Source organism: Nocardioides donggukensis (assembly GCF_014842875.1).
Lineage (GTDB): Bacteria > Actinomycetota > Actinomycetes > Propionibacteriales > Nocardioidaceae > Nocardioides > Nocardioides donggukensis.
In genome coordinates, this window is record NZ_JACYXZ010000003.1 from 334570 (window position 1) to 356421 (window position 21852).

Here is a 21852-nt window from a genome sequence, read left to right on the forward strand (position 1 = left end):
GTCCACTCGTCTCAGAATGAGACGTGAGACCGCCGGGGACGTCCGTAGCCTCGTCGTGTGGAGACCACTCCCGGCATCGCCGTGTCCCTGCTCCAGGCGGGCGCCCTGGTGGGGATGCTGGTGCTCGTGCAGGTCTACGCGGTGCGGCACCTGCCGGCCGAGAGCATCCCCCAGGCGCTCCGCTCCCGCGTGGAGCTGTCCAACCGGCTCCGCCCGTGGCTGCTGCTCGCGGTGGTCCTGATGGCCGCCGCCGGCGTGCTGCTGCACCTGGGCTGAAGGGCGCCGGCGCCGCCGAGTGGGGTCAGTCGGCGAGCCGGGCGACCGCCGTGGCGATCCGCTCGTCGGTGGCGGTGAACGCGACCCGCACGTGCTCGTGGCCGGCCGCACCGTAGAAGGCGCCGGGGGCGACCAGGATGCCCCGGTCCGCCAGCCGGGCGACCGTCTCCCAGCAGTCCTCCCCGCCGGTCGCCCACAGGTAGAGCGACGCCTCCGAGTGGTCGATCCGGAGACCGGCCCCCTCGAGCGCGGTGCGCAGCATGGCCCGGCGCTCGGCGTACCGGCCGTGCTGCTCGGCCACGTGCGCGTCGTCGTCCAGCGCGGCGACCATCGCCCGTTGCTGCGGGCCGGGCATCTGAAGGCCGAGGTTCTTGCGCACCGCGAGCAGCTCTCCGACCAGCTCCCGGTCGCCGGCCACGAACCCGCAGCGGTAGCCGGCCAGGTTGGAGCGCTTCGACAGCGAGTGGACGGCCAGCAGCCCCTCGTGGCTGCCTCCGCAGACGTCGGGGTGCAGCACGCTCGTCGGTCGCCCCTCCCACGCGCACTCGAGGTAGCACTCGTCGGAGACCAGGACCGTGCCGCGGTCGCGGCACCACTCCACGACCTTGCGCAGGTGCTCCACGGGAAGCACCCGACCGGTGGGGTTCGCGGGCGAGTTCAGCCAGAGCAGCCGGGGCACCTCGGGGCCCAGGGCCGTCAGCGAGTCCGTCGCCACCGACCGGGCGCCGGCCAGCGCCGCCCCGACCTCGTAGGTCGGGTAGGCCAGCTCCGGGTGGACGACCAGGTCACCGGGGCCGACCCCGAGGTGCACCGCCAGCGAGCCGATCAGCTCCTTGGAGCCGATCACCGGCAGCACCTGGTCGAGCTCCAGCCCGGTCACGCCGAACCGCCGCGCCAGCCAGTCGAGCGCCGCCTGCCGGGTCTCGACCCGACCGACCGTCATCGGGTAGCCGGGGCTGTCCGCGGCGGCGGCCAGCGCCTCCTGCACGACCTGCGGGGTCGGGTCGACCGGCGTGCCGACCGAGAGGTCGACGATGCCGCCGCTGTGCGCGCGGGCCCGCTCGGCGTACTCGGTCAGGCGGTCCCACGGGAAGTCCGGGAGCCGGGCCGAGACCCGGGTGCCCGTGGCCCCGCGACCTCGGGGGTCCACCTGGGGGCTCAGGAGTCCTGGTTCTGCGGCTCGAGCGCGGCGATGAACGGGTGGTCCTTGTCGATCTCACCCATCTTCGCGGCGCCACCGGGCGAGCCCAGGTCGTTGAAGAAGTCCACGTTGGCGGTGTAGTACTCCTTCCACTCCTCCGGGGTGTCGTCCTCGTAGAAGATCGCCTCGACCGGGCAGACCGGCTCGCAGGCACCGCAGTCGACGCACTCGTCGGGGTGGATGTAGAGCATCCGCTTGCCCTCGTAGATGCAGTCGACCGGACACTCGTCGACGCAGGCACGGTCCTTGAGGTCGACGCACGGCTGGGCGATGACGTAGGTCACCAGGTCCTCCTGAAGGGCGGGCGGAACGGGGGTACCCCACCAGCCTAGTATCCCCCGCATGGATTCCGGCGGCGACTCCCGCGGAGTGGGCAGGCACCTGCTCGGGCCCCACGTCGTGGGCCTGCGGATCGTGGTCCGCCGGGTGCTGCGCGGCGAGACCGGGCCGAGCGGCGGACCGGCCCTCACCGACGTCCTCGGCACCTGTGTGTCGTGGTCGGACGGGGAGTGCGTGGTGGCTCCGGAGGAGGGCGCCCCGGTGCGGATCGCGGTCGGCGACATCGTCTCGGGCAAGCCGGTGCCGCCGCGCCCGTCGGTGCGCGTCCGGGTCTCGGCAGCGGAGGCGGAGGCGCACGTCGCCGACCTCTGGCCGCACCTCGAGCAGCAGCCCCTCGGGGGATGGACCCTGCGCTCCGACCCGGCCCCGGTGGGCCGCCTGCGGCGGCGCGCGAACTCGTGCCTAGCGATGGGCGAGCCGGGCCTCGACCTCGATGAGGCGCAGACCCGGATCCGCGAGTGGTACGCCGACCGGTCCCGGCCGGCGCTGGCCCAGGTGGAGCTCGGCTCGGAGGTGGAGCGGGCCTTCGTCGAGGCCGGGTGGGCACCGCTCGGTGACGGCGACGCCCACTTCCTGCTCGGCTCGCTGGCCCGGACCCGCCGGACGCTTTCCGCCCGCCGCGCGCGCCCGGACGCCGTCGCCGGACAGGCGCAACCCGGTCGGGCGCAACCCGGGCAGGCGCAGCCCGAGCGGTTCGCCGAGCCGGGTGGGGTCCGGGTCGTGGTCCCCGGCGGGCCGGACGCGGGGCCGGACGCGGGGCGGGACACCGGCGAGGCGTCGGGTCGCGCCTCCTGCGGCGGCGACTGGCTGGGGCTGCACGGCCTGCACGTCGACCCGGCGGTGCGCCGCCGGGGGCTGGGGCTGGCCGTGATCGACGAGCTGCTGGAGTGGGGCGCCGAGCAGGGGGCCACGACCGTGTGGCTGCACGTGGAGACCGACAACGCACCGGCGATCGCGCTCTACGACTCGCTCGGCCTGAGCACGCACCACACGTGCCGCTACCTCGCAGCGCGATGAATCCGGCGGCCGCGGCGGGTCTGACCTCGTGCCGCACCGCTCGACCGGGGGCCCGACCGGAAATGGACGGGCGCCCTGTCGGTGCCGGCGAGTAGCGTTCGCACCAGACATCCGGCGGGCCCGACCCGCCGACGAGAAGGGGAGCAGATGAGGGACGACCAGCCTGCCGTGGCGGCGTACGACCTGGTGAAGCGGTTCGGCGACACCGTGGCCGTCGATGGGGTGAGCTTCAGCCAGCCGCGCGGGTCGGTGCTCGGCCTGCTGGGGCCCAACGGCGCCGGCAAGACCACGACGGTGCGGATGCTGGCCACGCTGACCACCCCCACCAGCGGCACCGGCACCGTCGCCGGGCACGACATCGTGACCGGCGGGGAGGGGGTGCGCCGGAGCATGGGCCTGACCGGCCAGGCGGCGACCGTCGACGAGCTGCTGACCGGCCGGGAGAACATCTGGCTCATCGGCAGCCTCTACGGCCTGGACCGGCAGACGGTGGCCCGCAAGTCCGACGAGCTGCTGGAGCGGTTCTCGCTCTCCGACGCCGGCAACCGGGTGGTGAAGACCTACTCCGGGGGCATGCGCCGCCGGTTGGACCTCGCCGTGAGCCTGATCGCCGCTCCCCCGGTGCTGTTCCTCGACGAGCCCACCACCGGGCTCGACCCGCGCAGTCGCGTCGAGCTGTGGGAGGTGCTGCGGGACCTGGTCCGCGAGGGCACGACGCTGCTGCTCACCACGCAGTACCTCGAGGAGGCCGACCAGCTCGCCGACAACATCGTCGTGATCGACAAGGGCCGGATCATCGCCGAGGGCACCCCCCTGCAGCTCAAGGAGCAGGCCGGCGCGGCCAGCGTCGTGCTGACCGTCTCCCACGCCGAGGACCTGCCGGAGGCGGAGCGGCTCCTGCGGGAGTGCTCGCCGGAGGTGCACGTCGACGTCGGCGCGCGGCAGCTGACCGGCCAGGCCGACGGGCTGGCCGACATGACCCGGGTCGCGGCCCGGTTCGACGAGAGTCGCATCGTCCTCGACGACATCGGCCTGCAGCGGCCGAGCCTCGACGACGTGTTCCTGCACCTCACCGGGCACCGTGCCGAGGTCGAGGACCCCGAGACCGAGGAGGAGGCGTCATGACCGCCCTCGACCATGCGCGCACCGGGAGCGACGCCACCGAGCGCCCGCGGCGCAGCTCCCTGCTGGGCCAGTCCCTGGTGATCGTGCGCCGCAACCTGATCCACATCAAGCGGATGCCGGAGATGCTGCTCGACGTCACCATCCAGCCGGTGATGTTCGTGCTGCTGTTCGCGTTCGTCTTCGGTGGTGCGATCGGCACCGCCGCCCCCGGCGGCTACCGGGAGTGGCTGCTGCCCGGGATCATGGCCCAGACGATCGCGTTCTCCTCGTTCATCGTCGCCGTCGGGCTGACCAGCGACCTCGAGAAGGGGATCGTGGACCGGCTCCGGTCCCTGCCGATCTCACGGGCGGCGGTGCTGGTCGGCCGCAGCCTCTCCAGCCTGATCCACTCCAGCATCGGGATCGTGGTGATGTCGGTGACCGGACTCGCCGTCGGCTGGCGGATCCGCGGCGGCGTCGCCGACGCGGTGCTGGCCTACGGGCTGCTCGTGCTGTTCGGCTTCACGATGATCTGGTTCGGCATCCTGGTGGGCTCGGCCATGCGCTCGGTCGAGGCGGTCAACGGGCTGATGTTCACGACGATGTTCCCGATCACGTTCGTGGCCAACACCTTCGCGCCCACCGAGGCGATGCCGCGCTGGCTCCAGGTGGTCGCCGAGTGGAACCCGATCTCCTCGCTGGTGCAGGCGACCCGCGAGCTCTGGGGCAACGTCCCGCCGGCCGGCCCCGACGCGGCGTTCCCCCTCCAGCACCCGGTGCTGATGACGGTCGTCTGGTCGGTGGTGCTGACCGCGGCCATCGCACCCCTGGCGATCCGCACGTTCGTGCGCAGGACCGAGGGCTGAGGCGCGACTCACCCGTAGTCCGACCCGAGCGGAGCGGTTCCGGCGGCCCGGGCCACCTCGTCCGGGACCCTGGTCACGCTGACCAGCTCCTCGCGGCCGGCGCCGCCGGAGACCCCGAACACCAGGACCGGGCCGACGTCGGGGGCGTAGAGCTTGTACTCCAGCACGTCCGGCTCGATCGTGATCGTGTCCTTGGTCAGCACCACGTCCTCGTAGTGCCCGGCCCGGGTGTCGGCCATCTCCTCGGTGCTCAGCACCTCGCCGTTGTCCTCGGCCTCGCCGGCGTAGTACTCCTGACGGTAGGCCTGCCCGACCTCCGGCTCGGCCGGCATGATCACGCCCGGCAGCGCGCCGTCGACCCCGGCCTCGAACGACCCGCCGCGGGTGGTGATCTCGCCGCCCTCGAACTCGGCGGTGTCCTCCCCGAGGTACCAGACCGTGCCGTCGCGGTCCTGGGCGTACCAGTCCAGGGTGTCCTCGATCAGCTCACCGTCCAGCGTCACGCTGTCTCGGACCACGCGGGCGGTGACACCGTTCGCGATCTTCCTCGTCTCGCTCGAGACGGTCACCACGACCACCTGCTCCTCGCCGTCCTCGCCGAGCTCGCGGTAGGTCCACCGGGTGCCCGGCTCCATGGGCCAGTAGCGGTTGGTGATGTCGGCGGTGAAGTCGCCCGGGTCGAGCTCGACCGGGTCGCTGGACTGCGGAAGGCCCGCGGCGCTCGCCGCCGGCTCCCCGCCGGCCACCTCTCGGGGCGTCTGGTCGCCACCGCACGCGGCCAGCGGCACCAGCAGCCCGGCGACCACGGCGACCCCACCAGCCCTGCACAGCATCAGTCGCCGCCGGACTCGTCGTCGGCCTCCGTGCCGACGACCTGGAAGGACTCGTCCAGCTGGACGTCCACCTGGCTCCCGTCCTCGAGGGTGACCTCCACCTCGTAGTAGCTCTCCTCGTCCTCGACCTCGGTGCCGGTGACCCGGCCCTCCCCGGTCTCGGCCAGTGCCTCCCGCTCGGCCTCCTGCAGTGCCGGGCCGGTGATCTCCCGGTCGCCGGCGTCGTCGTCCCCGCCGCTGCCCGCCACGGCGGCACCGCCGACGCCGACGGCCACCGCCACCACGGCCCCGACCAGGACCCCCGCCCTGCGCTTGCTCAGGTGCATCTCCATCACGTCCTCCTTCGTCGTCCGACCCGAGGCTCCTCAGGTCCCGGGTCCGACGCTAGGACGACGACATGAGCCGGTGATGAGGCCGGACCGGGGTCCGCGGAGCTCATCGCCGACTCATCCGCTGTCCCTAGCATGGGTGGGTGCACGTACTCGTCGTGGAGGACGAAGCGAAGCTCGCGCAGCTGCTGCGGCGCGGGCTGACCGAGCGCGGCGACGTCGTGGAGGTGGTCGGCTCCGGGGCCGACGCCGTGGCCCTGGCGGCGGCGGCCGACTTCGACGTCGTGCTGCTCGACGTGATGCTCCCCGACCTCGACGGCTTCGAGACCTGCCGACGGCTCCGGGCCCGGGGGGTCTGGGCACCGGTGCTGATGCTGACCGCCCGGACCGCCACCGAGGACCGGATCGCCGGTCTGGACGCCGGGGCCGACGACTACCTCGGCAAGCCGTTCTCGTTCGAGGAGCTGCTGGCCCGGATGCGGGCCCTGACCCGGCGGGTCCAGGTGGAGCGGCCCGCAGTGCTCACCGCCGGCGACCTGCGCCTCGACCCGGCCAGCCACCGGGTCTGGCGCGGTCAGGAGGAGATCGCCCTGTCCACCCGCGAGCTCACGCTGCTGGAGACCTTCATGCGCCGGCCCGGACAGGTCCTGAGCCGCAGCCAGCTGCTCGAGCACGCCTGGGACTCCGCCTACGAGCCGGGCTCCAACGTGGTGGACGTGTACGTGCGCTACCTGCGCGAGAAGATCGACCGCCCCTTCGGCCGGACCTCGCTCGAGACGGTCCGTGGCGCCGGGTACCGGTTCACGGCCGGCGCCGATGGCTAGCCGGTGGCGGCGGGTGCCCCTGCGGGCCCGGGTCGCGCTCGCGTTCGCCGCCACCTCGGCACTCGCCCTGCTGGCCCTGGGGGTCTTCGTCCACCTCCGGGTGGCGGCGACGCTCGAGGCGCAGACGCGGGACGCGCTGGCGACGCAGCTCGACGCGCTCGAGCGGGTGCCCGCGGCGGACCGGGCGGAGGCCGTGGAGACGATGACCGGGGCGACCTTCGGCCAGGTGCTGGGCCCCGACGGAGCGCTGCTGGCCGGCTCGCCCCAGGTCCGGGCGGCGCCCCTGCTGGCGGACCCCGGCCGCGGCGGGCCCGACGGCGCGGACACCTGGTCGGAGCGGGTGGTGCTGCTCACCGGCGACGACGAGCCCGAGGTCGTACTGCTGCTCGCACGGCGCAGTGCCGGTCAGGTGCTGGTCACCGGGACCTCGGGCGAGGCCGCGGAGGACGCGCTCGACGGCATCCGCACCCAGTTCCTCGTCGGGGCCCCGCTCACCCTGCTGCTGGCCTCCGGTCTCGGGTACGCCGTGGCCGGCGCGGCCCTGCGCCCCATGGAGCGGATGCGCCGGCAGGCCGAGGCGATCTCGGCGCGCAGCTCCGGCGACCGGCTCTCACTCCCGGCGGCCTCCGACGAGGTGCACCGGCTCGGCACCACCCTCAACGCGATGCTGGACCGCCTGGACCAGGGTCTGCTCCGGGAGCGGCGGTTCGTGGCCGAGGCCAGCCACGAGCTGCGCACCCCGCTGGCGCTCCTGCGCACCGAGCTCGACCTGGCCCTCGCCCGGCCGCGCGGCTCCGATGAGCTGGTCGCGGCGCTGCGGTCGGCGAGCGAGGAGGTGGACCGGTTGACCCGGCTCTCGGAGGACCTGCTGGTCCTCGCCGCCGCCGACGACCGGGAGGCCCCGCTGGCCCTGACCGAGGTCCGGGTGGACGACCTGCTGGCCGCGGTGGCGGCGCGGTTCGGGTCGGCGGCCCCCGACGGACGCCGGGTGCTGGTCGCGTCCGGGACGGGGTCGCTCGGCGCGACCGTCCGTGCGGACCGGGCGCGGCTGGACCGGGCGCTGGCGAACCTGGTCGACAACGCGCTGCGACACGGCAGCGGCGACGTCGAGCTGTCCACGGTCGGTGAGGGGCGGACGGTGGCGATCCGGGTCGCCGACCACGGGTCCGACTGGGCGCCGCAGGCCCCCGGGGGCCCAGGCCAGGAAGGAACCGGGTGGGATCGACCCGGGCTCGGCGGACCCGGGCGGGGCGGACCCAGGTCGGGGTTCGGCCTCGGCCTGCCGATCGTGCGCGCGATCGCCGAGCGGCACGGCGGCACGCTCGCCGTCGAGGCCGGCCAGACCGGCACCGTCGTCAGCCTGCGGCTGCCCCAGGCTCAGGACTTCTTGCAGACCACCGTGTCGGACGGGGTGTAGGTGGTCTCGAACTTCTCCGTGCGGGCCAGCTTGGAGGCACCCGGCTTGCGGAAGTAGCGGAACACGTTGATGTCGAAGCCGCGGTAGCCCTCGTTCTCCACGCAGTCCTCGCCCTTGAGCCGGCGGGTCTCGGGCTCGGTGAAGTTGAACCGGTCACCGGTCCGGGTGGTGATGTCCCACGTCTTCGTGGAGTACATCGACACCGTCACCGAGCCGGTGGAGGAGGGCGAGCTCGGGTTGATGCTGGCCGCGACCAGCACGCCGTACGGGGTGTCGTTCTTGAACTTCAGGTCGAGGGCGCCCCAGACGACGGTGGCCTCCCGGCCGACCGGGTACCGGTCGATGTAGAAGGAGTGCGGCCGGTGCTCGACGTCCTCGAGGCCGGCGAAGAACATCGCGTTGAACGTCGTGGTCGCGATCTGGGAGACCCCGCCCCCGAAGTCCTCCTTGAACACGCCGTTGCTGATGATGAAGCCCTTGGTGAAGCCGTTGTCGGCGGTGCGCTCGCCCACGATGCCGTTCAGCGAGAACGTCTCCCCCGGCTTGAGCACGGTGCCGTCGATCAGCTCCGCGGCCCGTCCGAGGTTCACGTTGCGGTAGTCGGCGTGCGGGTAGTAGGTCGTGAAGGTGGACACCCGCTCGGTGATCTTCAGCCCACGCGCGTCCTTGGTGGTGAAGTCGGCCTTCTTGACCGTGGCCTTGACGGCCAGCTCGCGCTTGCCCGGCTTGGCGGCGACCACCTTCAGGAAGGCCCGGTTGATGTCCTTCTGGTCGAAGTCGACGCCCGGCTTGGAGGGCACCACCTTGGGCTTCCCCCCGACCAGCCGGACCGTCGCGTCGACCGGGGCACCGGCGGACCCGGCGAACCGGGAGCGCACCAGGCCGGCCAGCTTCTTCTGGCGCAGCTGCGGCACCAGCTCGCCGTCCTTGGCCCGCATCGCCAGGAACGGTGAGAACTCGGCCGGCGTCAGCCGCACCGTGGCCTTGCCGAAGTCCAGCGTGACCGGTCCCGAGGTGGCCGGGTTCGCGAACTCGTTGAGGGCCCGCTGCACGTCGTCGGCGCTGATCTCGGGCTCGATCTCCACGAGGTCCAGCTCCGCGGCGTCGTCGTCGATGTAGGCCTGCTCCAGGGCGCCGCGGGCCGCGTCCCGGTCGATGACCTCGCCGACCCGCGCCTTCGTCGTGGTCGCCCGGCCGTCCTCGAACCCGACGTCACCCTCGCGGGCCTTGGTGCCGAACGTCTCGTCGAGCTCGTCGAGGGTGGCGGCGAAGGCGTCCTCGTCCACGCGGAGCACCGGGTCGAGGTCGTCCCCTCCGGTGTAGAAGTCCCAGAGCCGCCCGGGCGCCCAGCTGCGCCCGCCGCCGGCCGCCTCGACGCTGGCGGCGTGGTCGACGGTCAGGCCGAGCCGCTGGGCGGTGACCCGCACCGGCTCGCCGTCGACGCTCACGTCCAGCCGGTTGCGCTCGGCGAGGCCGGCCTCGAGGGTCTCGGCGGCCTCGGAGTGGGTCTGCCCGCCGATGGGGACGCCGGCGACCGTCGCCCCTCGGGGCACCTTCTCGCCGGCGAAGGCGTAGGCCGCGACGTAGGCGGCGCCGAACAGGACCACGAGTCCGAGCACGGTCCAGACGACGACGCGTCCCCCGTTGCTCTCGCGCTGGTTCTGGGTCTTCACGCGGGCCATCCTAGGAGCCGGGGCCTCACGAGCCCGATTCGGCGGCGCCCCGGCGGGCCCGCGACGCCCGCCGGCCGGGGCGGGCGCCGACCGGTGTCGAGGCCACGGCCAGCACCACCAGCCCGAGCGCCACGAGGAGGAACGCGTAGCCGCGGCCGTCCGCGGCCACCGCGTAGTCACCCTCGGGGCGGCCGCGCACGGCGGCGGTCACGACCAGCACCCAGCCGGCCGCGAACGAGGTGCGCCACCAGCCGGCGCTGAGCGCCAGGGCCGCCGAGACCGGGGCGGCCACGGCGAGCGCGAACCAGGCCCACGACCGGTCGTGCAGCCCGGTGGAGGCGACCCCGGTGGCCAGGCCCGCGGCGAACAGCGGCGGCACCAGCGCCAGCCGGGCCGGGCGGCGCATCAGAGGCCGGCGAACAGGTCGGTCTCCAGGCCCTCGTCCCCGGTCGGGCCCGGCACGCCCTTGGCGATCCGGAAGAACTCCAGCCCCCAGGCGGGCGCCCCGATGTTGTTGGAGAGCGCGAAGAACGGCCCGTCCACGCTGATCTGGGTGCGGTGCGCGGCGAGGGCCGCCATCTTCCGGTCCACGACGTCGGTGCCGTCGACCACCGCGGAGAGCTGCTCGTCCGGGACCACGAAGAACGGCATCGGCCCCTCGGGGTCCATGCCCTCGAACGTGGTGGTGTCGCCAGCGGCCCGCAGCGCCCGCAGCCCCTCGCGCATCCGGCTCTCCGACATCGCGCCCCAGTAGATCTTGGCGATGTCCCAGGGCTCGCCGAGGTCGAGCCGGTACGACGGCACCGCGGCCAGCTGGGCGGCGTACATCGCGACCCGGTGGGCCTGGATGTGGTCGGGGTGCCCGTAGCCGCCGAACTGGTCGTAGGTGACCAGCACCTGCGGCCGCACCTCGCGGATCACCTCGACCAGCAGGTCGGCGGCGTCGGTGAGGTCGGCCCGCCAGAAGGCGTTGTCGTGCACCTCGTCGGCGGCCACCGCGTGCCCGTCGTCGTGCCACTTCATGCCGGAGTCCCGGTAGTGGCCGAACCCTCCGAGGAAGCGGTGGTCGCGCACCCCGAGCAACGCCATGGCGTCCTGGAGCTCGCCCTGCCGGTGCTCGCCGAGCAGGTCGTCGCGGTCCGCGGCGAGGTGCTCGAGCTCGGGCACCAGGATCTCGCCCATCTCGCCGGCCGTGCAGGTCACCAGCGTGACGCCGCGACCCTCGCGGACGTACTTCGCCATCGTGGCGCCCTGCCCGATCGACTCGTCGTCCGGGTGCGCGTGGACGAGGAGGAGGCGCTGGTCAGCTGTCATGGTCCGAGCCTAGTGACCTCACAACGGAGGCTGGGCCGGTGGTCGCTTGAGGCGCCTCGGGCCCGACGGCAGGTCGAGCGGGGCCGGGGTCGCGGTGGTCGGTGAGCCGTCGTCGCCGTCCAGCCACCCGTCGTAGCGGTCGACGAGCAGCTCGAGGACGAACGACGGGGCGTCGCCGACCACCGCCCACGGGTGGTCCTCGTCGTCGTCCTCCCCGGCCAGCCGCTCCCGCTCGACCCGGGCCGACCACCCGTCGCCGGCGAGCTCGGCCGCCGCCGCCCGCGCCTCGTCCTCGTCGAAGAAGATCGCTCTCACCCGGCCAGTCTCCCGCGCCGACCGCCCACCTCCCAACCCACGGCCAACCCCCGGCCAACCCCCGGCGGCTAGCGTGCCGTGCAGGGTCGTGCGCGGCGTCCCGGACCGAGGAGGGGGTGGCGGGTGACCGGCCATTCCCGTGCCCAGTCGCGTGCCCAGTCGCGTGCCCAGTCCCGTGCCCAGTCCCGCGGCCGGGCCCCGCGGGACGTCGCGGGCCTGCCCCTGCTGCCGACCGCGGGCTTCGTGCTGGTGTGGTCGTCGGGCTACATCGCCGGGCCGTACGGCGTCTCCGGCATGTCGCCGCTGATGCTGGTCGCGATCCGGTTCCTCGTGGCGGCGGTGCTGGTGGGCGTGCTCGCCAGGGTGCTCCGCGGCCCGCTCCGGCTCGACCGCCGGTCGCTGGTGCGGATCGCGGCGGCGGGGCTGGTGATGAACGGCGTCCAGTTCGGTGCCATGTACCTCGCGTTCGACGCCGGCCTGGGTGCCACCCTGGGGGCGCTGATGCACTCGCTCAGTCCGGTGCTGACCGCGCTGCTGGCGGGGATCCTGCTGGGCGAGCGGCTCTCCCCGCGCCAGGTCGTCGGCTTCGTGCTGGGCGTCGTCGGTGTGCTGATCGTGCTCGGCCCGGACGTCGACGGCGCCGGTGGCGTGGTCGGCATCGGCTTCGCGGTCGCCAGCGTGCTGGGGCTCAGCCTGGGCACCCTCGGGCAGCGCTGGATCGGGCACGCCCCGGACCCGCTGTGGTCGGCGACGATCCAGTTCGCGGTGTCCGGTCCGCCGGTCCTGCTGCTCGCCCTCGCGGTGGAGGGCACGGACGTGGTCAGGGACCCCGCCCGGGCCGTGATCGCGATCGGCTACCTGGCAGTGGTGAACTCGATCGTCGGCCTGGCTCTGCTGGGGGTGCTGGTGCGGGCCGGCGGCGCCGGTGCCGCCTCGAGCGTGTTCTTCCTGATGCCCCCGGTCACGGCCGTGCTGGCCTGGGCGACCCTCGGCGAGGTGCTCACGCCGCTGGGGCTGGTCGGGCTGGTGGTGGCGGTCACCGGGGTCGCGGTCGCGACCGTGGGCACTCAGCGGTCCCGGCGGTCCCCACGGTCCTGACGAAGGACCTCGGCCAGCTCCGCCAGGAACGGCCGGTCCGGCTCCAGCCAGTCCACCTCGTCGAGCTGGTCGGCCCCCAGCCAGCGCACCGCGTCGTGCTCGACCGGCCGCGGCTCGCCCTCGTCGAGCCGGACCACGGCCACCCGCAGCCGGTGGCTGCCGCCGATCGCCGCGGCGCCGTCGAGCCAGTGCTCGACCACGACCGTGCAGCCCAGCTCCTCGACGACCTCGCGCGTCAACGCCGCCTCCGGCGTCTCGCCGGACTCGACCTTGCCGCCGGGGAACTCCCACCGGCCGGCGGCCTCGGGGGGCGCCGTACGCCGGCACGCGAGCACCGCTCCGCCGCGGACCACCGCCGCCCCCACCACCTCGCGCACGGCACCCACCCTGCCGCACCCGGACCTCGTACGGTGGGCGGCATGTCGGTCCACCTCCGCCGCAGCGACGAGAACTCCCGCGAGATCGAGGCCCTGGCTGTGCTCCTGGGCGGCCGGGTCGGCCTGGACGGGGTCCTCGACGACCTGAACCGGCGCGGCCGGAGGGCGTGGGGTGCGTTCGGCCGGGCGGTGCACCGGGCGGTCACCTGGGACGCCGCCGACCGACGGGACCCGCACTGGTGGCCGCAGGGCATCAGCACCTCGGCGGACGCCACCGACGAGGAGGACCTCGAGGGGCGACGCGTGGTGCTGGTCTCGTGGTACTCCAAGGCCGGGGAGGGCTCCCGGATCAGCTTCCTCGACCTCGACACCCTGCGCTACCGGCACGTGCTGCTGGTGGTCCCCGAGCTCGCCGCGGACGGCACGGTCCGGCTGGAGCCGCTGAAGGTGCACGCCGGCGGCATCGTCTGGTGCGGGCCCTACCTGCACGTGGCCGCCACCGCACGGGGTTTCATGACCTGCCGGATGGACGACCTGATGCGGGTGCCGGACGACCGGGCCGGCGCCCTCGAGACCCACGGCTACCGCTACCTGCTGCCGGTGCGGTTCACCTACCGCGCCGACGCCGACGAGGGCCACGAGCGGATGCGGTTCTCGTTCCTCTCGATCGACCGGGGCGCCGACCCGCCGGCCCTGGTCGCCGGGGAGTACGGCCGGCACCGGCAGACCACACGCCTGGCCCGGTTCCCGCTCGACCCCCGGACCCTGCACCTGGTCGCCGGCGACGATGGGGTCTCGCGCCCGGTGCTGCTCGACGACGGCGGGGTGGTGCAGATGCAGGGCGCCGTGGTCGCGCGGGGCCGCTACCACGTGACCGCATCGAAGGGTCCTTGGACGCCGGGCTCGGTGTACGTCGGCGGGCCGGGCGCCTTCCGGCGGTTCCGGTGGGCCACCCCGATCGGCCCGGAGGACGTCTCCTACTGGCCGTCCCGGGACCAGCTCTGGTCGGTCACCGAGCACCCGCGGCGGCGCTGGGTCTTCTCGATGCGACGGGACTGGTTCGACCGCCGCTGACCCTCCCCTGATCCCCGGTCGGGTGCTCAGGTGCGGCTGCGGGGGGCCTTGGCGAGCTGCCGGCTCTGGGCGACCAGGCGGCCGGCGGAGTCCCAGACCTCGCAGTCCTCCTCGAAGAGGCCACCGGCGAGGTTCCGGGTGGCGTGCCGGACCTTGAGCCAGCCGGGGGCCGGCCGCGCCCGGACGTGCGCGGTCAGCTCGAGCGTCGGCGCCCATCCCGGCATCCCCAGGTCGAACGTCACCGGGGGCAGGGAGTCGAGGGCCAGGAGCAGCGACAGCGGGTCCGGCTCGCGGCCGTCCGCCATCGCCAGCCAGCCCTGGATCTCCCCCGCCCCGCTGGGCTCCCCCACCGCCCACCCGGCGTGGGCCGGGTCCAGCCGGAGATCGAGCCGGTCCAGCAGCGGCGAGGTCCGCCGGAAGTCCTCCGGCGCCAGCGACGAGGGGACGCAGTCCTCGACCGCCGGCAGCACGGGCTCGGTGGCCGTGGTGCGGACGTCGTCGGGCAGGCGACCGAGATCCGCGTAGGTCGCCAGCGCGCTGATCCGCGGCACGCCGTCCTGGGTCACCTCGGCGGCCAGGGACGCCAGGCTGCCCGGGCCGGCGCCGTCGCGCAGCACCCGGGTGGACACGGTCGCGGGTCCCGGCACCGAGGCGGAGAGGTAGTGGGCGCTCACGACGACCGGGTCCGGCTTGCCGGGCGAGGCGGCCCGCAGTGCGGCGCCGACCACGGCCAGCAGGTAGCCGCCGTTGATGCCCCCGCCGATCATCCAGCCCGGCGCCAGCGAGGCGGCGTACTCCCCCGTGCCGGTGGCGGTGCCAGTGCCGGCGCCGGTGGACGTGACGGCGGTGTCGCGGTCGAACTCGTAGCCCATGCGGGGCAGCGTACGGGCCTCGACACCGGACCTAGACTCACCCCATGTGCGGCATCGTCGCAGTCCACGACCCGACCGGGCCGGATTCCGCGCTCGGCGAGCGGATGCTGGACCGGATCGGGCACCGCGGGCCCGACGGTCGCGGCACCCGAACGGTGGGGCCCACGTGGCTCGGCCACGCCCGGCTGTCGATCGTCGACCTGGACCACGGGGCGCAGCCGCTGCCGTCCGACGACGGGCACTGGGCCGTGGTGAACGGGGAGATCTACAACCACGCCCGGCTGCGGGAGGTCGCGCCCCGGGACTTCCGCACCGACTCCGACTCCGAGGCGGCGCTGTCCGCGGCGATCAGCGACGACCCGGACGCCCTCGGCGACCTGCGCGGGATGTACGCGTTCGCGGTGGCGCACGTCGACGGGGACCTGGTCGTGGCGCGCGACCCGGTCGGGGTGAAGCCCCTCTACTGGGTCCGCACCGGACCCGCCACGCTGTTCGCCTCCGAGATGCGCGCGTTCGACGCCGTCCACCGACCCCTGGTCGAGAGCTTCCCACCGGGGCACCGCTGGTCGCCGACCACCGGGCTGGCCCGGTTCCGCGAGCTGCACGTCGGGGGTCGCGAGATCAAAGACCGGGACCTGGCGCTCCGGCTGCTGCGGACGACCCTCGAGACCGCCGTGCACCGCCGGATGATGGCCGACGTGCCCCTCGGCGTCTTCCTGTCCGGGGGTCTCGACTCCAGCCTGGTCGCCGCACTCATGGCCCGGCACGCCGACGAGGTCGGCGGGACGGTGCACTCCTTCGCGGCCGGCACCGCGGGCTCCTCCGACGTGGTCGCCGCCCGGCGGGTCGCCGAGCACCTCGGCCTCGAGCACCACGAACGCCTCTACGACGCCGACGAGGTGCTCGCGGTCCTGCCCGACGTGGTCCGCAGCATCGAGTCCTACGAGCCGTCGCTGGTCCGCAGCGCGGTGCCCAACTACCTCCTCGCCCAGGAGACCGCACGCACGGTCAAGGTGGTGCTCACCGGAGAGGGCGCCGACGAGCTGTTCGCCGGCTACTCCCACCACCGCGACGTCGCCGAGGCCGACCTGCGGCAGGAGCTGCTCGACAGCGTCTCCGGCCTGCACAACCTCAACCTGCAGCGCTGCGACCGGGTGACGATGGCACACGGGCTGGAGGCGCGGGTGCCGTTCCTGGACCGCGACGTGGTCGACCTCGCCGCCCGGCTGCCGATCTCCTGGCGGGTGCCGCACCGGCACGGCCTGGAGAAGGCCCTCCTGCGCGAGGCGTTCGCGGGCTGGTTGCCCGACGACGTGCTCTGGCGGCCGAAGGAGCAGTTCGGCGAGGGCAGCGGCACCGCCGAGGTGATGGCGCGGCGGGTGGCCGACCTGGTGCCCGACCCGGACTGGGCGGGCGAGCGTGTGGCCGGCCTGCCGGCGCCGCGCAGCCGTGAGGAGCTGGCCTACCAGCGGATGTTCGCCGAGGGACTGGCCGGCGTGCCGGCCGCCCTGCTCGGCAGGTTCGCCGACGCGTGAGCCTGCACCTCGAGGAGCTCTGGGCCCGTGAGCGCGAGCTGAACGCGTTCGTCCACCTCGACCCGGACGCGGTACGCCGCGCGGGGTCCTCGGCGGGTCCGCTCGCGGGACGCCCGGTCGCGGTCAAGGACAACATCGCCGTGCGCGGGGCGCCCTGGGCCTGCGGCTCGGCCACCCGCCGGGACCGGCCACCGGCCGGACGCGACGCCGAGGTGGTCCGCCGTGTGCGGGCGGCCGGCGGCCTCGTGCTCGGGACGACGAACCTCGACGAGCTGGCCATGGGCGCCTCCACCGAGAGCTCCGCGTCCGGTGCCACCCGCAACCCCCACGACCTCGACCGCACCCCCGGTGGCTCGAGCGGCGGCTCGGCGGCCGCCGTGGCGGCGTACGGCGTGCTGGCGATCGGCACCGACACCGGGGGCTCGATCCGCGAGCCGGCGGCCATGTGCGGCGTCGTGGGCGTGGCCCCCTCACCGGGGACGGTGCCGGTCGACGGAGTCGTCCCCTTCGCCCCGAGCCTGGACCGGGTCGGCCCGCTGGCGCCGGACCTGCGCGGCGCGGCGCTCCTGCACGAGGTACTGGCCGGCGTGGAGGGGCTGGTCGCCTCGACCGAGGCCGGCGCCCGCGACGACCTGGTCGGCTGGACGGTGGGCGTGATCGAGCCGATGACCGGCGAGCGCAACGCACCCGAGGTGGTCGAGCGGTTCGAGGTGGCGCTGGGACTGCTGGTCGCGCTCGGGGCCACGGCGGTCCCGGTGACCGTCCCGCGGTTCGGGGACCTGCTCGACGTCTACCTCACCGTCTCCTCGGTCGAGGCCCTGCCGGTCCTCGAGGAGCACGCCGTCCTCGGCCCGCTGGGCCCGGAGGCGGCCAGCCGGCTCGCGATCGGTCGACGGCTCTGCGACAGCGACGTGCACCGCGAGGCGGTGGAGCTGCGCGAGCGGATGGTCGACGACGTCGAGCGCGCCTTCGGCCGGTGCGAGGTGATGCTCAGCCCGACCGTGCCGCTGGTGGCACCCCGGCTGGGCCGGCCCGGCATGGGCGACCCGCTGTCCCGTCCGCGCACGGACTGGTGGACGGTCGAGGCCAACCTCGCCGGGGTCCCCGCGATGTCCGTGCCCGCCGGTCTCGGCGCCGGGCTGCCCGTGGGCGTGCAGCTGATGGCGCCGGCCGGGCTGGACCGCTGCCTCTACCGCGTCGGGTCCACGCTCGAGGCCGCGCTGTCGGGTGAGCACCCGCGGCTCCCGGCCAGAGGCCGCTGACGCCCCGGCACCGGGCCGCCTCGGGTGCTCAGGTGGCAGCCACCCCCGTGCGTGGCCCCGCCACCCGAGCACCCGCCCCCTCAGGGGGCCTGGACCTGGGCCAGCACCGCCCGGAACTGGGCGGCCGCCCCGGCCGAGTTGGGGTGTGCCGGCACGCCGACGGCCGGGCCGTTCACCGACGGGCCGTAGACCTCCGCGTAGCGGACCGTCGGGCCCTGGCAGACGTCGTGGCCGAGGGTCGGGGTGAAGGTGTCGACGAGCTCGGCCCCACCGGCCGCGGCGGCCGACCGCACCATCTCGTTGAGCCGCAGGAACGTCGCGTGGAGGTAGACCATGTCCTCCTCGGTGATCGGCACCCGCGGGTAGCAGGCGTGCTCGGGCACCGCGGCGAGGTAGTCGACCACGAGGATCCGCGCCTCGGGGCTGCGCCGACGGATCTCCTCGATCGCGGCGACCAGCTTGGGCTCGGACTCCTCGATCTGGCGGGCCAGCCGGTCCTCGCCGCCCTCGGGGGCGTAGGTGTCCTTGCACCCGCCCGCCGGCGACCGCACGGGGCCGTCGGGAGCGTCGACGGGCAGCCCGCCGAGGCAGTCCGTCGCGGCGCTGGCGATGCCGGCGTCGTTCCCGCCGATCCCCATCGTGACCAGGTCCGTGGTCGGCGTGAGCCGGTCGAACTGCGGCGGGTTGGTGCCGCCGAGCGGCAGCGACTGCGGGGCGTAGAAGTGGTCCGTCTTCGCCGAGCCGCAGGTGGCGTCCCTGAAGTCGGTGATCCCGAGCTCCGCGGCGAGCAGTTTGGGGTAGTTCGTGTGCGACTGCGCGCAGTCCACGGGGGCGTGGGTGGAGTCGGGGGTCCCGTTGCCGTCGAGGAACACCACGTCGGCCGACCACGAGTCGCCCAGTGCGACGTACTCCTGCGGGGCCGCGGCCGCACCGGAGTCACCCGCGGAGGCCGTCGAGGGCGCCGCGCTGGCGGAGAGCACCCCGGTCGCGGAGAGCACCAGTGCGGCGGTGAGGAGGGCGCCGAAGCGCAGCGAGGAGGAACGGGTCATGCCAGGTTCAACGCAGGAGCGCGGCCCGGGTCACGCTCCCCGCTCGGCGCGCAGCACCGAGTACAGCACGCCGTCGCGCCAGTCCCCGTCGCGCCACTGGGCGCCGCGGACCACGCCCTCGGCGGTGAAGCCGGCCTTCTCCAGGGCCCGCCGCTCGGGTCTGTTGTCGACGTCGGTGTGCGCCTCGACCCGGTTCGCGGGGGTGTGCCGGAACAGCAGGTCGACGAGCTGGGACTGGGCCTGGGTCCCGTAGCCGTGCCCGCGGTGCTCAGGGGCCAGCCAGATCCCGATCATCGGGCAGCGCGAGCCGTGGTTGGGGCCCCAGCGCTGCCAGATCCAGCTCACACTGCCGGCCAGCCGCCCGCCGGCGAGCACCGCCATCGCCCCGGGCTCGTCGAGGGAGCACGGCGGTGGTGAGGCGTAGCCGGGGCGGGGGCCGAAGTCGTCGAAGCCACCGTCGGACGGGCGGGCGTCGGCGAGCTCGCCGGGGAGCAGCGGCCGCAGCAGGACACCGGTCATGGGCACACTCTCCCAGACCTCGGCGCCAGACCTCGGCGCCAGACCTCGGCGGGCCGGCCGAGGGTGCGGGCGCGTCGGGCGCCTCGGGCCGCCGGCCGCTCAGCGCAGCCGGCGGAAGATCGTCGAGAACCCCTGGCGCAGCGCGTCGTCCTGCGTCGGTGAGCTGCCCGACTCGATGTGGTGCTCGCCCTGGTGCGGCTCCTCCGGGCGCTTGCCGCCGCCCAGGAGACGGGACAGGGTGCGGGTCAGTGACTTCATGGTCGCTACCTCCGGATGGTCGACGGGCGGGTGCCCCGAGCACCCGGCTCCGTGCCCCACCAGTCTCCCACCGGTCGCGGCAGAGGACCACCCGTCGCGACGCTCAGCTCCCCCCGCCGAGGTGCGCCAGCGCCGACTCCGCGGCGTTGGCGCCGCACATGCCGTGCACCCCGCCTCCGGGCGGCGTGGCCGAGGAGCAGAGGTAGACCCCCGGCACGCCGAGCGAGTAGGGGTCCGCCGCCGGCCGCGGCCGCAGCGCGATCTGCAGGGCGGTGTTCGCGCCGGAGCTGATGTCGCCCCCGACGTAGTTCGGGTTGTACGCCGCGAGGTCGCGGGGGGTGCGCACGTGGGTGGCGAGGATCCGCTCCCGGAACCCGGGTGCGAAGCGCTCGATCTGCGCGGTGACGGCCTCGGTGGCGTCTCCGGCGTAGCCGTGCGGCACGTGGGCGTAGGCCCAGACCGGGTTCGCCCCGCCCGCGGAGCGACTCGGGTCGGCGAGGTACTGCTGGCCGGCCAGCACGAACGGCCGGTCCGGCATCCGTCCCCTGCTCACGTCGCGCTCGGCGGCGGCGACCTCGGCCGCGGTGCCGCCCAGGTGCAGGGTGCCGGCGAGGCGACACTCCTCGTTGGTCCACGGCACGTCGCCGTCGACGGCGTAGTCGACCTTGTACGCCGCCGGGCCGTAGCGGTAGCGCGCAAGGCCGCGGCGGACCCGGTCCGGGACCCGGTCGCCCACGATCGAGAGCGCGTCGTGGGGGGAGGTGTCGAGGAGGACCAGGTCCGGCGCGCCGCCGCTCAGGTCGCCCAGCTGCTCGAGCCCCCGCACCGTGACGCCCGTCCGGACCGTGCCGCCGAGGCTCTCGAGCAGGGCCACCAGGGCACCGGAGATCGCCGCACTGCCGCCCTCGGCCACCGGCCAGCCGGACCGGTGCCCGGCGGCACCCAGCATCAGGCCGACGGCGGCGCTGAGCGGCGTGTCGAGTCGGTTGAAGGCGTGCGCGGCCACGCCCATGAACAGGGCCCGGGCCCGCTCGTCCTCCCAGCGCCGCACCAGCAGGGTGGCGGGCAGCGCGGCGTTGAGGCCGAACCGGGCCAGCAGCACCGGGTGCCGCGGGAGGTGCAGCACCGGCCGGAGGACGTCCTCGGCCAGGGCGTCGAAGTCCTCGGCGAGCGGTCCGAAGAGTCCCCGCCAGGCCTTCCCGTCCGGCCCCAACGAGGCCACCGTCCGCTCGAGGTCGCGCGAGAGCACCCCGGCCCGCCCGTCGTCCAGGGGGTGCGCCAGGTCGACGTCCGGCCAGCGCCAGGTGAGGCCGAAGCGGCCCAGGTCCAGCGAGTGGAGGAACGGCGAGGCGACGCCGAGGGGGTGGAAGGCCGAGCAGTCGTCGTGGAGCACTCCCGGCAGCGTGAGCTCGGAGGTGCGCGTGCCGCCACCGGGTCGGTCCTCGCGCTCGAGCACGGTGACCTGGACCCCGGCCTGGGCCAGGCGCACTGCCGCGGCGAGCCCGTTCGGGCCGCTGCCGACGATCACTGCCGTGCTCACCCGCGCCGCCTCCCTCGTACCCCGTGGTCCGCCCGTCGTGCGGGCGTCCGGGTCACGACCCGGACCCGACTGGTCGCCAACCTATCCGGGGCCTATCCGGGGCCTAGCGAGGACCTGGCGGCATGGGGTGGCGCCGGAGCCCGGAGGAGTCCTGATGGCCTCCTGGCTCCGGCACCTGGGCGACCCGCGGCGGGCCACGGCGTACGGCACCCGCCACGGGTCGTCGTCCTTCTCAGCGCGCGCGGCGCAGGAACTTGCGCACGCCGCGACCGATCGCGGCGTCCTTGCCACCGGTGCCTCCGGCGCCTCCCACGCCTCCGGGGCGTCCGGCCGCCGGGCCGCCGGTGGTGGGGCGGCCCCCGGCGGCGCGACGGCCGCCTCCGAGGAATCGGGATGCGATGCGTGTCAGTGAACTCATGCCCCGCCCGGTGCCCGGCCGACGCGGCTTCAAACTCCCCCGTCCGGGATGTCAATGGCCCGGGTACCCCAGTCCAGGTGGGTCATTGCGCAACCCGGCGCCGACTTCGCAGACTGGAGGGACAGGGAACGAGTGGGGGCTCGAACCGGGGGAGGGATGTCCGTGGCGCTTCTGACCCACGAGGACTCCGCCCAGGTGCTGTGCACCCCGTGCCGACTGGGCATCCACTCCTGCTGCAGCAGCCGGACGCTGGTCTGCGACTGCGCCGACGAGTCCCACCCCGACGACGCCCCGAACGCGGGCGGCGACCTGCGGCCCGAGTGGGACGCCTGGCGCTGATCG

General features: G+C 74.5%; 25 protein-coding genes. 11 read left to right on the forward strand and 14 right to left on the reverse strand.

Features of this window, described 5'->3' with window-relative positions:
* The first annotated feature begins 57 nt into the window (after nt 1-57).
* Nucleotides 58-276, forward strand: coding sequence for a hypothetical protein (locus IE331_RS11800; RefSeq protein ID WP_192143624.1), 219 nt, complete (start codon nt 58-60; stop codon nt 274-276).
* 25 nt (nt 277-301) lie between these two features.
* Here IE331_RS11800 and dapC read toward each other — a convergent pair whose 3' ends face one another.
* Together dapC and fdxA are read right to left on the reverse strand one after the other, a co-directional pair.
* Nucleotides 302-1426, reverse strand: a complete 1125-nt coding sequence (dapC, locus tag IE331_RS11805; RefSeq protein WP_192143625.1) for a succinyldiaminopimelate transaminase — start codon at nt 1424-1426, stop codon at nt 302-304.
* Nucleotides 1427-1434: 8 nt separating this feature from the next.
* Nucleotides 1435-1761: a ferredoxin gene (fdxA, locus tag IE331_RS11810; protein ID WP_192143626.1), complete on the reverse strand. Its 327-nt coding sequence runs from the start codon at nt 1759-1761 to the stop codon at nt 1435-1437.
* A gap of 58 nt (nt 1762-1819) precedes the next feature.
* Between fdxA and IE331_RS11815 the strand changes: the two genes are divergently transcribed.
* The 3 genes from IE331_RS11815 (at nt 1820) to IE331_RS11825 (ending at nt 4803) form a co-directional block, all read left to right on the forward strand.
* The gene (locus tag IE331_RS11815; protein ID WP_192143627.1) at nt 1820-2833 is read left to right on the forward strand and encodes a GNAT family N-acetyltransferase; all 1014 of its coding nucleotides are present in this window, start codon (nt 1820-1822) and stop codon (nt 2831-2833) included.
* 147 nt (nt 2834-2980) lie between these two features.
* Nucleotides 2981-3958, forward strand: a complete 978-nt coding sequence (locus tag IE331_RS11820) for an ATP-binding cassette domain-containing protein (RefSeq protein WP_192143628.1) — start codon at nt 2981-2983, stop codon at nt 3956-3958.
* Nucleotides 3955-4803, forward strand: coding sequence for an ABC transporter permease (locus IE331_RS11825; RefSeq protein WP_192143629.1), 849 nt, complete (start codon nt 3955-3957; stop codon nt 4801-4803). The genes IE331_RS11820 and IE331_RS11825 overlap by 4 nt, the downstream gene beginning before the upstream one ends.
* 8 nt (nt 4804-4811) lie before the next feature.
* On the opposite strand, the gene IE331_RS11830 is transcribed toward IE331_RS11825, so the two are convergent.
* Entirely contained in the window at nt 4812-5636 is an 825-nt protein-coding gene (locus IE331_RS11830) for a hypothetical protein (RefSeq protein ID WP_192143630.1), read from the reverse strand.
* Nucleotides 5636-5968: a PepSY domain-containing protein gene (locus IE331_RS11835; protein ID WP_201931705.1), complete on the reverse strand. Its 333-nt coding sequence runs from the start codon at nt 5966-5968 to the stop codon at nt 5636-5638. The genes IE331_RS11830 and IE331_RS11835 overlap by 1 nt, the downstream gene beginning before the upstream one ends.
* A 140-nt stretch (nt 5969-6108) precedes the next feature.
* On the opposite strand from IE331_RS11835, the gene IE331_RS11840 reads away from it, so the two are divergent.
* Nucleotides 6109-6789, forward strand: a complete 681-nt coding sequence (locus IE331_RS11840) for a response regulator transcription factor (RefSeq protein ID WP_192143631.1) — start codon at nt 6109-6111, stop codon at nt 6787-6789.
* The gene (locus tag IE331_RS11845; RefSeq protein ID WP_192143632.1) at nt 6782-8206 is read left to right on the forward strand and encodes an ATP-binding protein; all 1425 of its coding nucleotides are present in this window, start codon (nt 6782-6784) and stop codon (nt 8204-8206) included. The genes IE331_RS11840 and IE331_RS11845 overlap by 8 nt, the downstream gene beginning before the upstream one ends.
* On the opposite strand, the gene IE331_RS11850 is transcribed toward IE331_RS11845, so the two are convergent.
* The 4 genes from IE331_RS11850 to IE331_RS11865 are packed head-to-tail and all read right to left on the reverse strand — an operon-like array spanning nt 8167 to nt 11508.
* Nucleotides 8167-9879, reverse strand: coding sequence for a VanW family protein (locus IE331_RS11850; protein WP_192143633.1), 1713 nt, complete (start codon nt 9877-9879; stop codon nt 8167-8169). The two genes, IE331_RS11845 and IE331_RS11850, sit on opposite strands and share 40 nt — an antisense overlap.
* Before the next feature lie 25 nt (nt 9880-9904).
* Nucleotides 9905-10285 (reverse strand): hypothetical protein, encoded by a 381-nt coding sequence (locus tag IE331_RS11855; protein ID WP_192143634.1) that lies wholly within the window; start codon nt 10283-10285, stop codon nt 9905-9907.
* Entirely contained in the window at nt 10285-11193 is a 909-nt protein-coding gene (gene mshB / locus IE331_RS11860) for an N-acetyl-1-D-myo-inositol-2-amino-2-deoxy-alpha-D-glucopyranoside deacetylase (RefSeq protein WP_192143635.1), read from the reverse strand. The genes IE331_RS11855 and mshB overlap by 1 nt, the downstream gene beginning before the upstream one ends.
* Before the next feature lie 18 nt (nt 11194-11211).
* A complete protein-coding gene (locus IE331_RS11865; protein WP_201931707.1) occupies nt 11212-11508 on the reverse strand; it encodes a hypothetical protein in 297 nt (98 codons plus the stop codon).
* Between the two features lie 123 nt (nt 11509-11631).
* Between IE331_RS11865 and IE331_RS11870 the strand changes: the two genes are divergently transcribed.
* Nucleotides 11632-12606 carry a DMT family transporter gene (locus tag IE331_RS11870; RefSeq protein ID WP_192143637.1) on the forward strand — a complete coding sequence of 325 codons (975 nt, stop codon included), beginning with the start codon at nt 11632-11634 and terminating at the stop codon, nt 12604-12606.
* Here the strand turns inward: IE331_RS11870 and IE331_RS11875 are convergent.
* Nucleotides 12576-12983 carry a (deoxy)nucleoside triphosphate pyrophosphohydrolase gene (locus tag IE331_RS11875; protein ID WP_201931709.1) on the reverse strand — a complete coding sequence of 136 codons (408 nt, stop codon included), beginning with the start codon at nt 12981-12983 and terminating at the stop codon, nt 12576-12578. The two genes, IE331_RS11870 and IE331_RS11875, sit on opposite strands and share 31 nt — an antisense overlap.
* Before the next feature lie 42 nt (nt 12984-13025).
* On the opposite strand from IE331_RS11875, the gene IE331_RS11880 reads away from it, so the two are divergent.
* Entirely contained in the window at nt 13026-14057 is a 1032-nt protein-coding gene (locus tag IE331_RS11880) for a hypothetical protein (RefSeq protein ID WP_192143638.1), read from the forward strand.
* Nucleotides 14058-14083: 26 nt separating this feature from the next.
* Here the strand turns inward: IE331_RS11880 and IE331_RS11885 are convergent, their stop codons facing one another.
* Nucleotides 14084-14929 carry a thioesterase family protein gene (locus IE331_RS11885; RefSeq protein ID WP_192143639.1) on the reverse strand — a complete coding sequence of 282 codons (846 nt, stop codon included), beginning with the start codon at nt 14927-14929 and terminating at the stop codon, nt 14084-14086.
* Nucleotides 14930-14973: 44 nt separating this feature from the next.
* Here IE331_RS11885 and asnB point away from each other — a divergent pair, with 44 nt between their 5' ends.
* Nucleotides 14974-16464, forward strand: coding sequence for an asparagine synthase (glutamine-hydrolyzing) (gene asnB / locus IE331_RS11890; protein WP_192143640.1), 1491 nt, complete (start codon nt 14974-14976; stop codon nt 16462-16464).
* Entirely contained in the window at nt 16461-17726 is a 1266-nt protein-coding gene (locus tag IE331_RS11895) for an amidase (protein WP_192143641.1), read from the forward strand. Before asnB ends, IE331_RS11895 begins: the two co-directional genes overlap by 4 nt.
* Nucleotides 17727-17806: 80 nt before the next feature.
* Here the strand turns inward: IE331_RS11895 and IE331_RS11900 are convergent, their stop codons facing one another.
* The 4 genes from IE331_RS11900 to IE331_RS11915 form a co-directional block, all read right to left on the reverse strand.
* On the reverse strand, nt 17807-18775 hold the full coding sequence (locus tag IE331_RS11900; protein ID WP_192143642.1) for an SGNH/GDSL hydrolase family protein: 969 nt from the start codon (nt 18773-18775) through the stop codon (nt 17807-17809).
* 30 nt (nt 18776-18805) lie between these two features.
* The gene (locus tag IE331_RS11905; RefSeq protein WP_192143643.1) at nt 18806-19294 is read right to left on the reverse strand and encodes a GNAT family N-acetyltransferase; all 489 of its coding nucleotides are present in this window, start codon (nt 19292-19294) and stop codon (nt 18806-18808) included.
* 99 nt (nt 19295-19393) lie between these two features.
* Entirely contained in the window at nt 19394-19552 is a 159-nt protein-coding gene (locus IE331_RS11910) for a hypothetical protein (protein WP_192143644.1), read from the reverse strand.
* A 103-nt stretch (nt 19553-19655) separates the two neighbouring features.
* Nucleotides 19656-21092 (reverse strand): phytoene desaturase family protein, encoded by a 1437-nt coding sequence (locus tag IE331_RS11915; protein WP_192143645.1) that lies wholly within the window; start codon nt 21090-21092, stop codon nt 19656-19658.
* A gap of 580 nt (nt 21093-21672) precedes the next feature.
* Between IE331_RS11915 and IE331_RS11920 the strand changes: the two genes are divergently transcribed.
* The gene (locus IE331_RS11920) at nt 21673-21849 is read left to right on the forward strand and encodes a hypothetical protein (protein ID WP_192143646.1); all 177 of its coding nucleotides are present in this window, start codon (nt 21673-21675) and stop codon (nt 21847-21849) included.
* Nucleotides 21850-21852 lie beyond the last annotated feature (3 nt).

What these genes read in the sequence shown, in the direction of transcription:
- IE331_RS11880 (WP_192143638.1), top strand. Translation starts at nt 13,026, where the DNA reads ATGTCGGTCCACCTCCGCCGCAGCGACGAGAACTCCCGCGAGATCGAG.
- IE331_RS11900 (WP_192143642.1), bottom strand. Translation starts at nt 18,775, where the DNA reads ATGACCCGTTCCTCCTCGCTGCGCTTCGGCGCCCTCCTCACCGCCGCA.
- IE331_RS11905 (WP_192143643.1), bottom strand. Translation starts at nt 19,294, where the DNA reads ATGACCGGTGTCCTGCTGCGGCCGCTGCTCCCCGGCGAGCTCGCCGAC.
- IE331_RS11835 (WP_201931705.1), bottom strand. Translation starts at nt 5,968, where the DNA reads ATGGAGATGCACCTGAGCAAGCGCAGGGCGGGGGTCCTGGTCGGGGCC.
- IE331_RS11885 (WP_192143639.1), bottom strand. Translation starts at nt 14,929, where the DNA reads ATGGGCTACGAGTTCGACCGCGACACCGCCGTCACGTCCACCGGCGCC.
- IE331_RS11815 (WP_192143627.1), top strand. Translation starts at nt 1,820, where the DNA reads ATGGATTCCGGCGGCGACTCCCGCGGAGTGGGCAGGCACCTGCTCGGG.
- asnB (WP_192143640.1), top strand. Translation starts at nt 14,974, where the DNA reads ATGTGCGGCATCGTCGCAGTCCACGACCCGACCGGGCCGGATTCCGCG.
- mshB (WP_192143635.1), bottom strand. Translation starts at nt 11,193, where the DNA reads ATGACAGCTGACCAGCGCCTCCTCCTCGTCCACGCGCACCCGGACGAC.
- IE331_RS11910 (WP_192143644.1), bottom strand. Translation starts at nt 19,552, where the DNA reads ATGAAGTCACTGACCCGCACCCTGTCCCGTCTCCTGGGCGGCGGCAAG.
- IE331_RS11820 (WP_192143628.1), top strand. Translation starts at nt 2,981, where the DNA reads ATGAGGGACGACCAGCCTGCCGTGGCGGCGTACGACCTGGTGAAGCGG.
- IE331_RS11855 (WP_192143634.1), bottom strand. Translation starts at nt 10,285, where the DNA reads ATGCGCCGCCCGGCCCGGCTGGCGCTGGTGCCGCCGCTGTTCGCCGCG.
- IE331_RS11825 (WP_192143629.1), top strand. Translation starts at nt 3,955, where the DNA reads ATGACCGCCCTCGACCATGCGCGCACCGGGAGCGACGCCACCGAGCGC.
- IE331_RS11845 (WP_192143632.1), top strand. Translation starts at nt 6,782, where the DNA reads ATGGCTAGCCGGTGGCGGCGGGTGCCCCTGCGGGCCCGGGTCGCGCTC.
- IE331_RS11830 (WP_192143630.1), bottom strand. Translation starts at nt 5,636, where the DNA reads ATGCTGTGCAGGGCTGGTGGGGTCGCCGTGGTCGCCGGGCTGCTGGTG.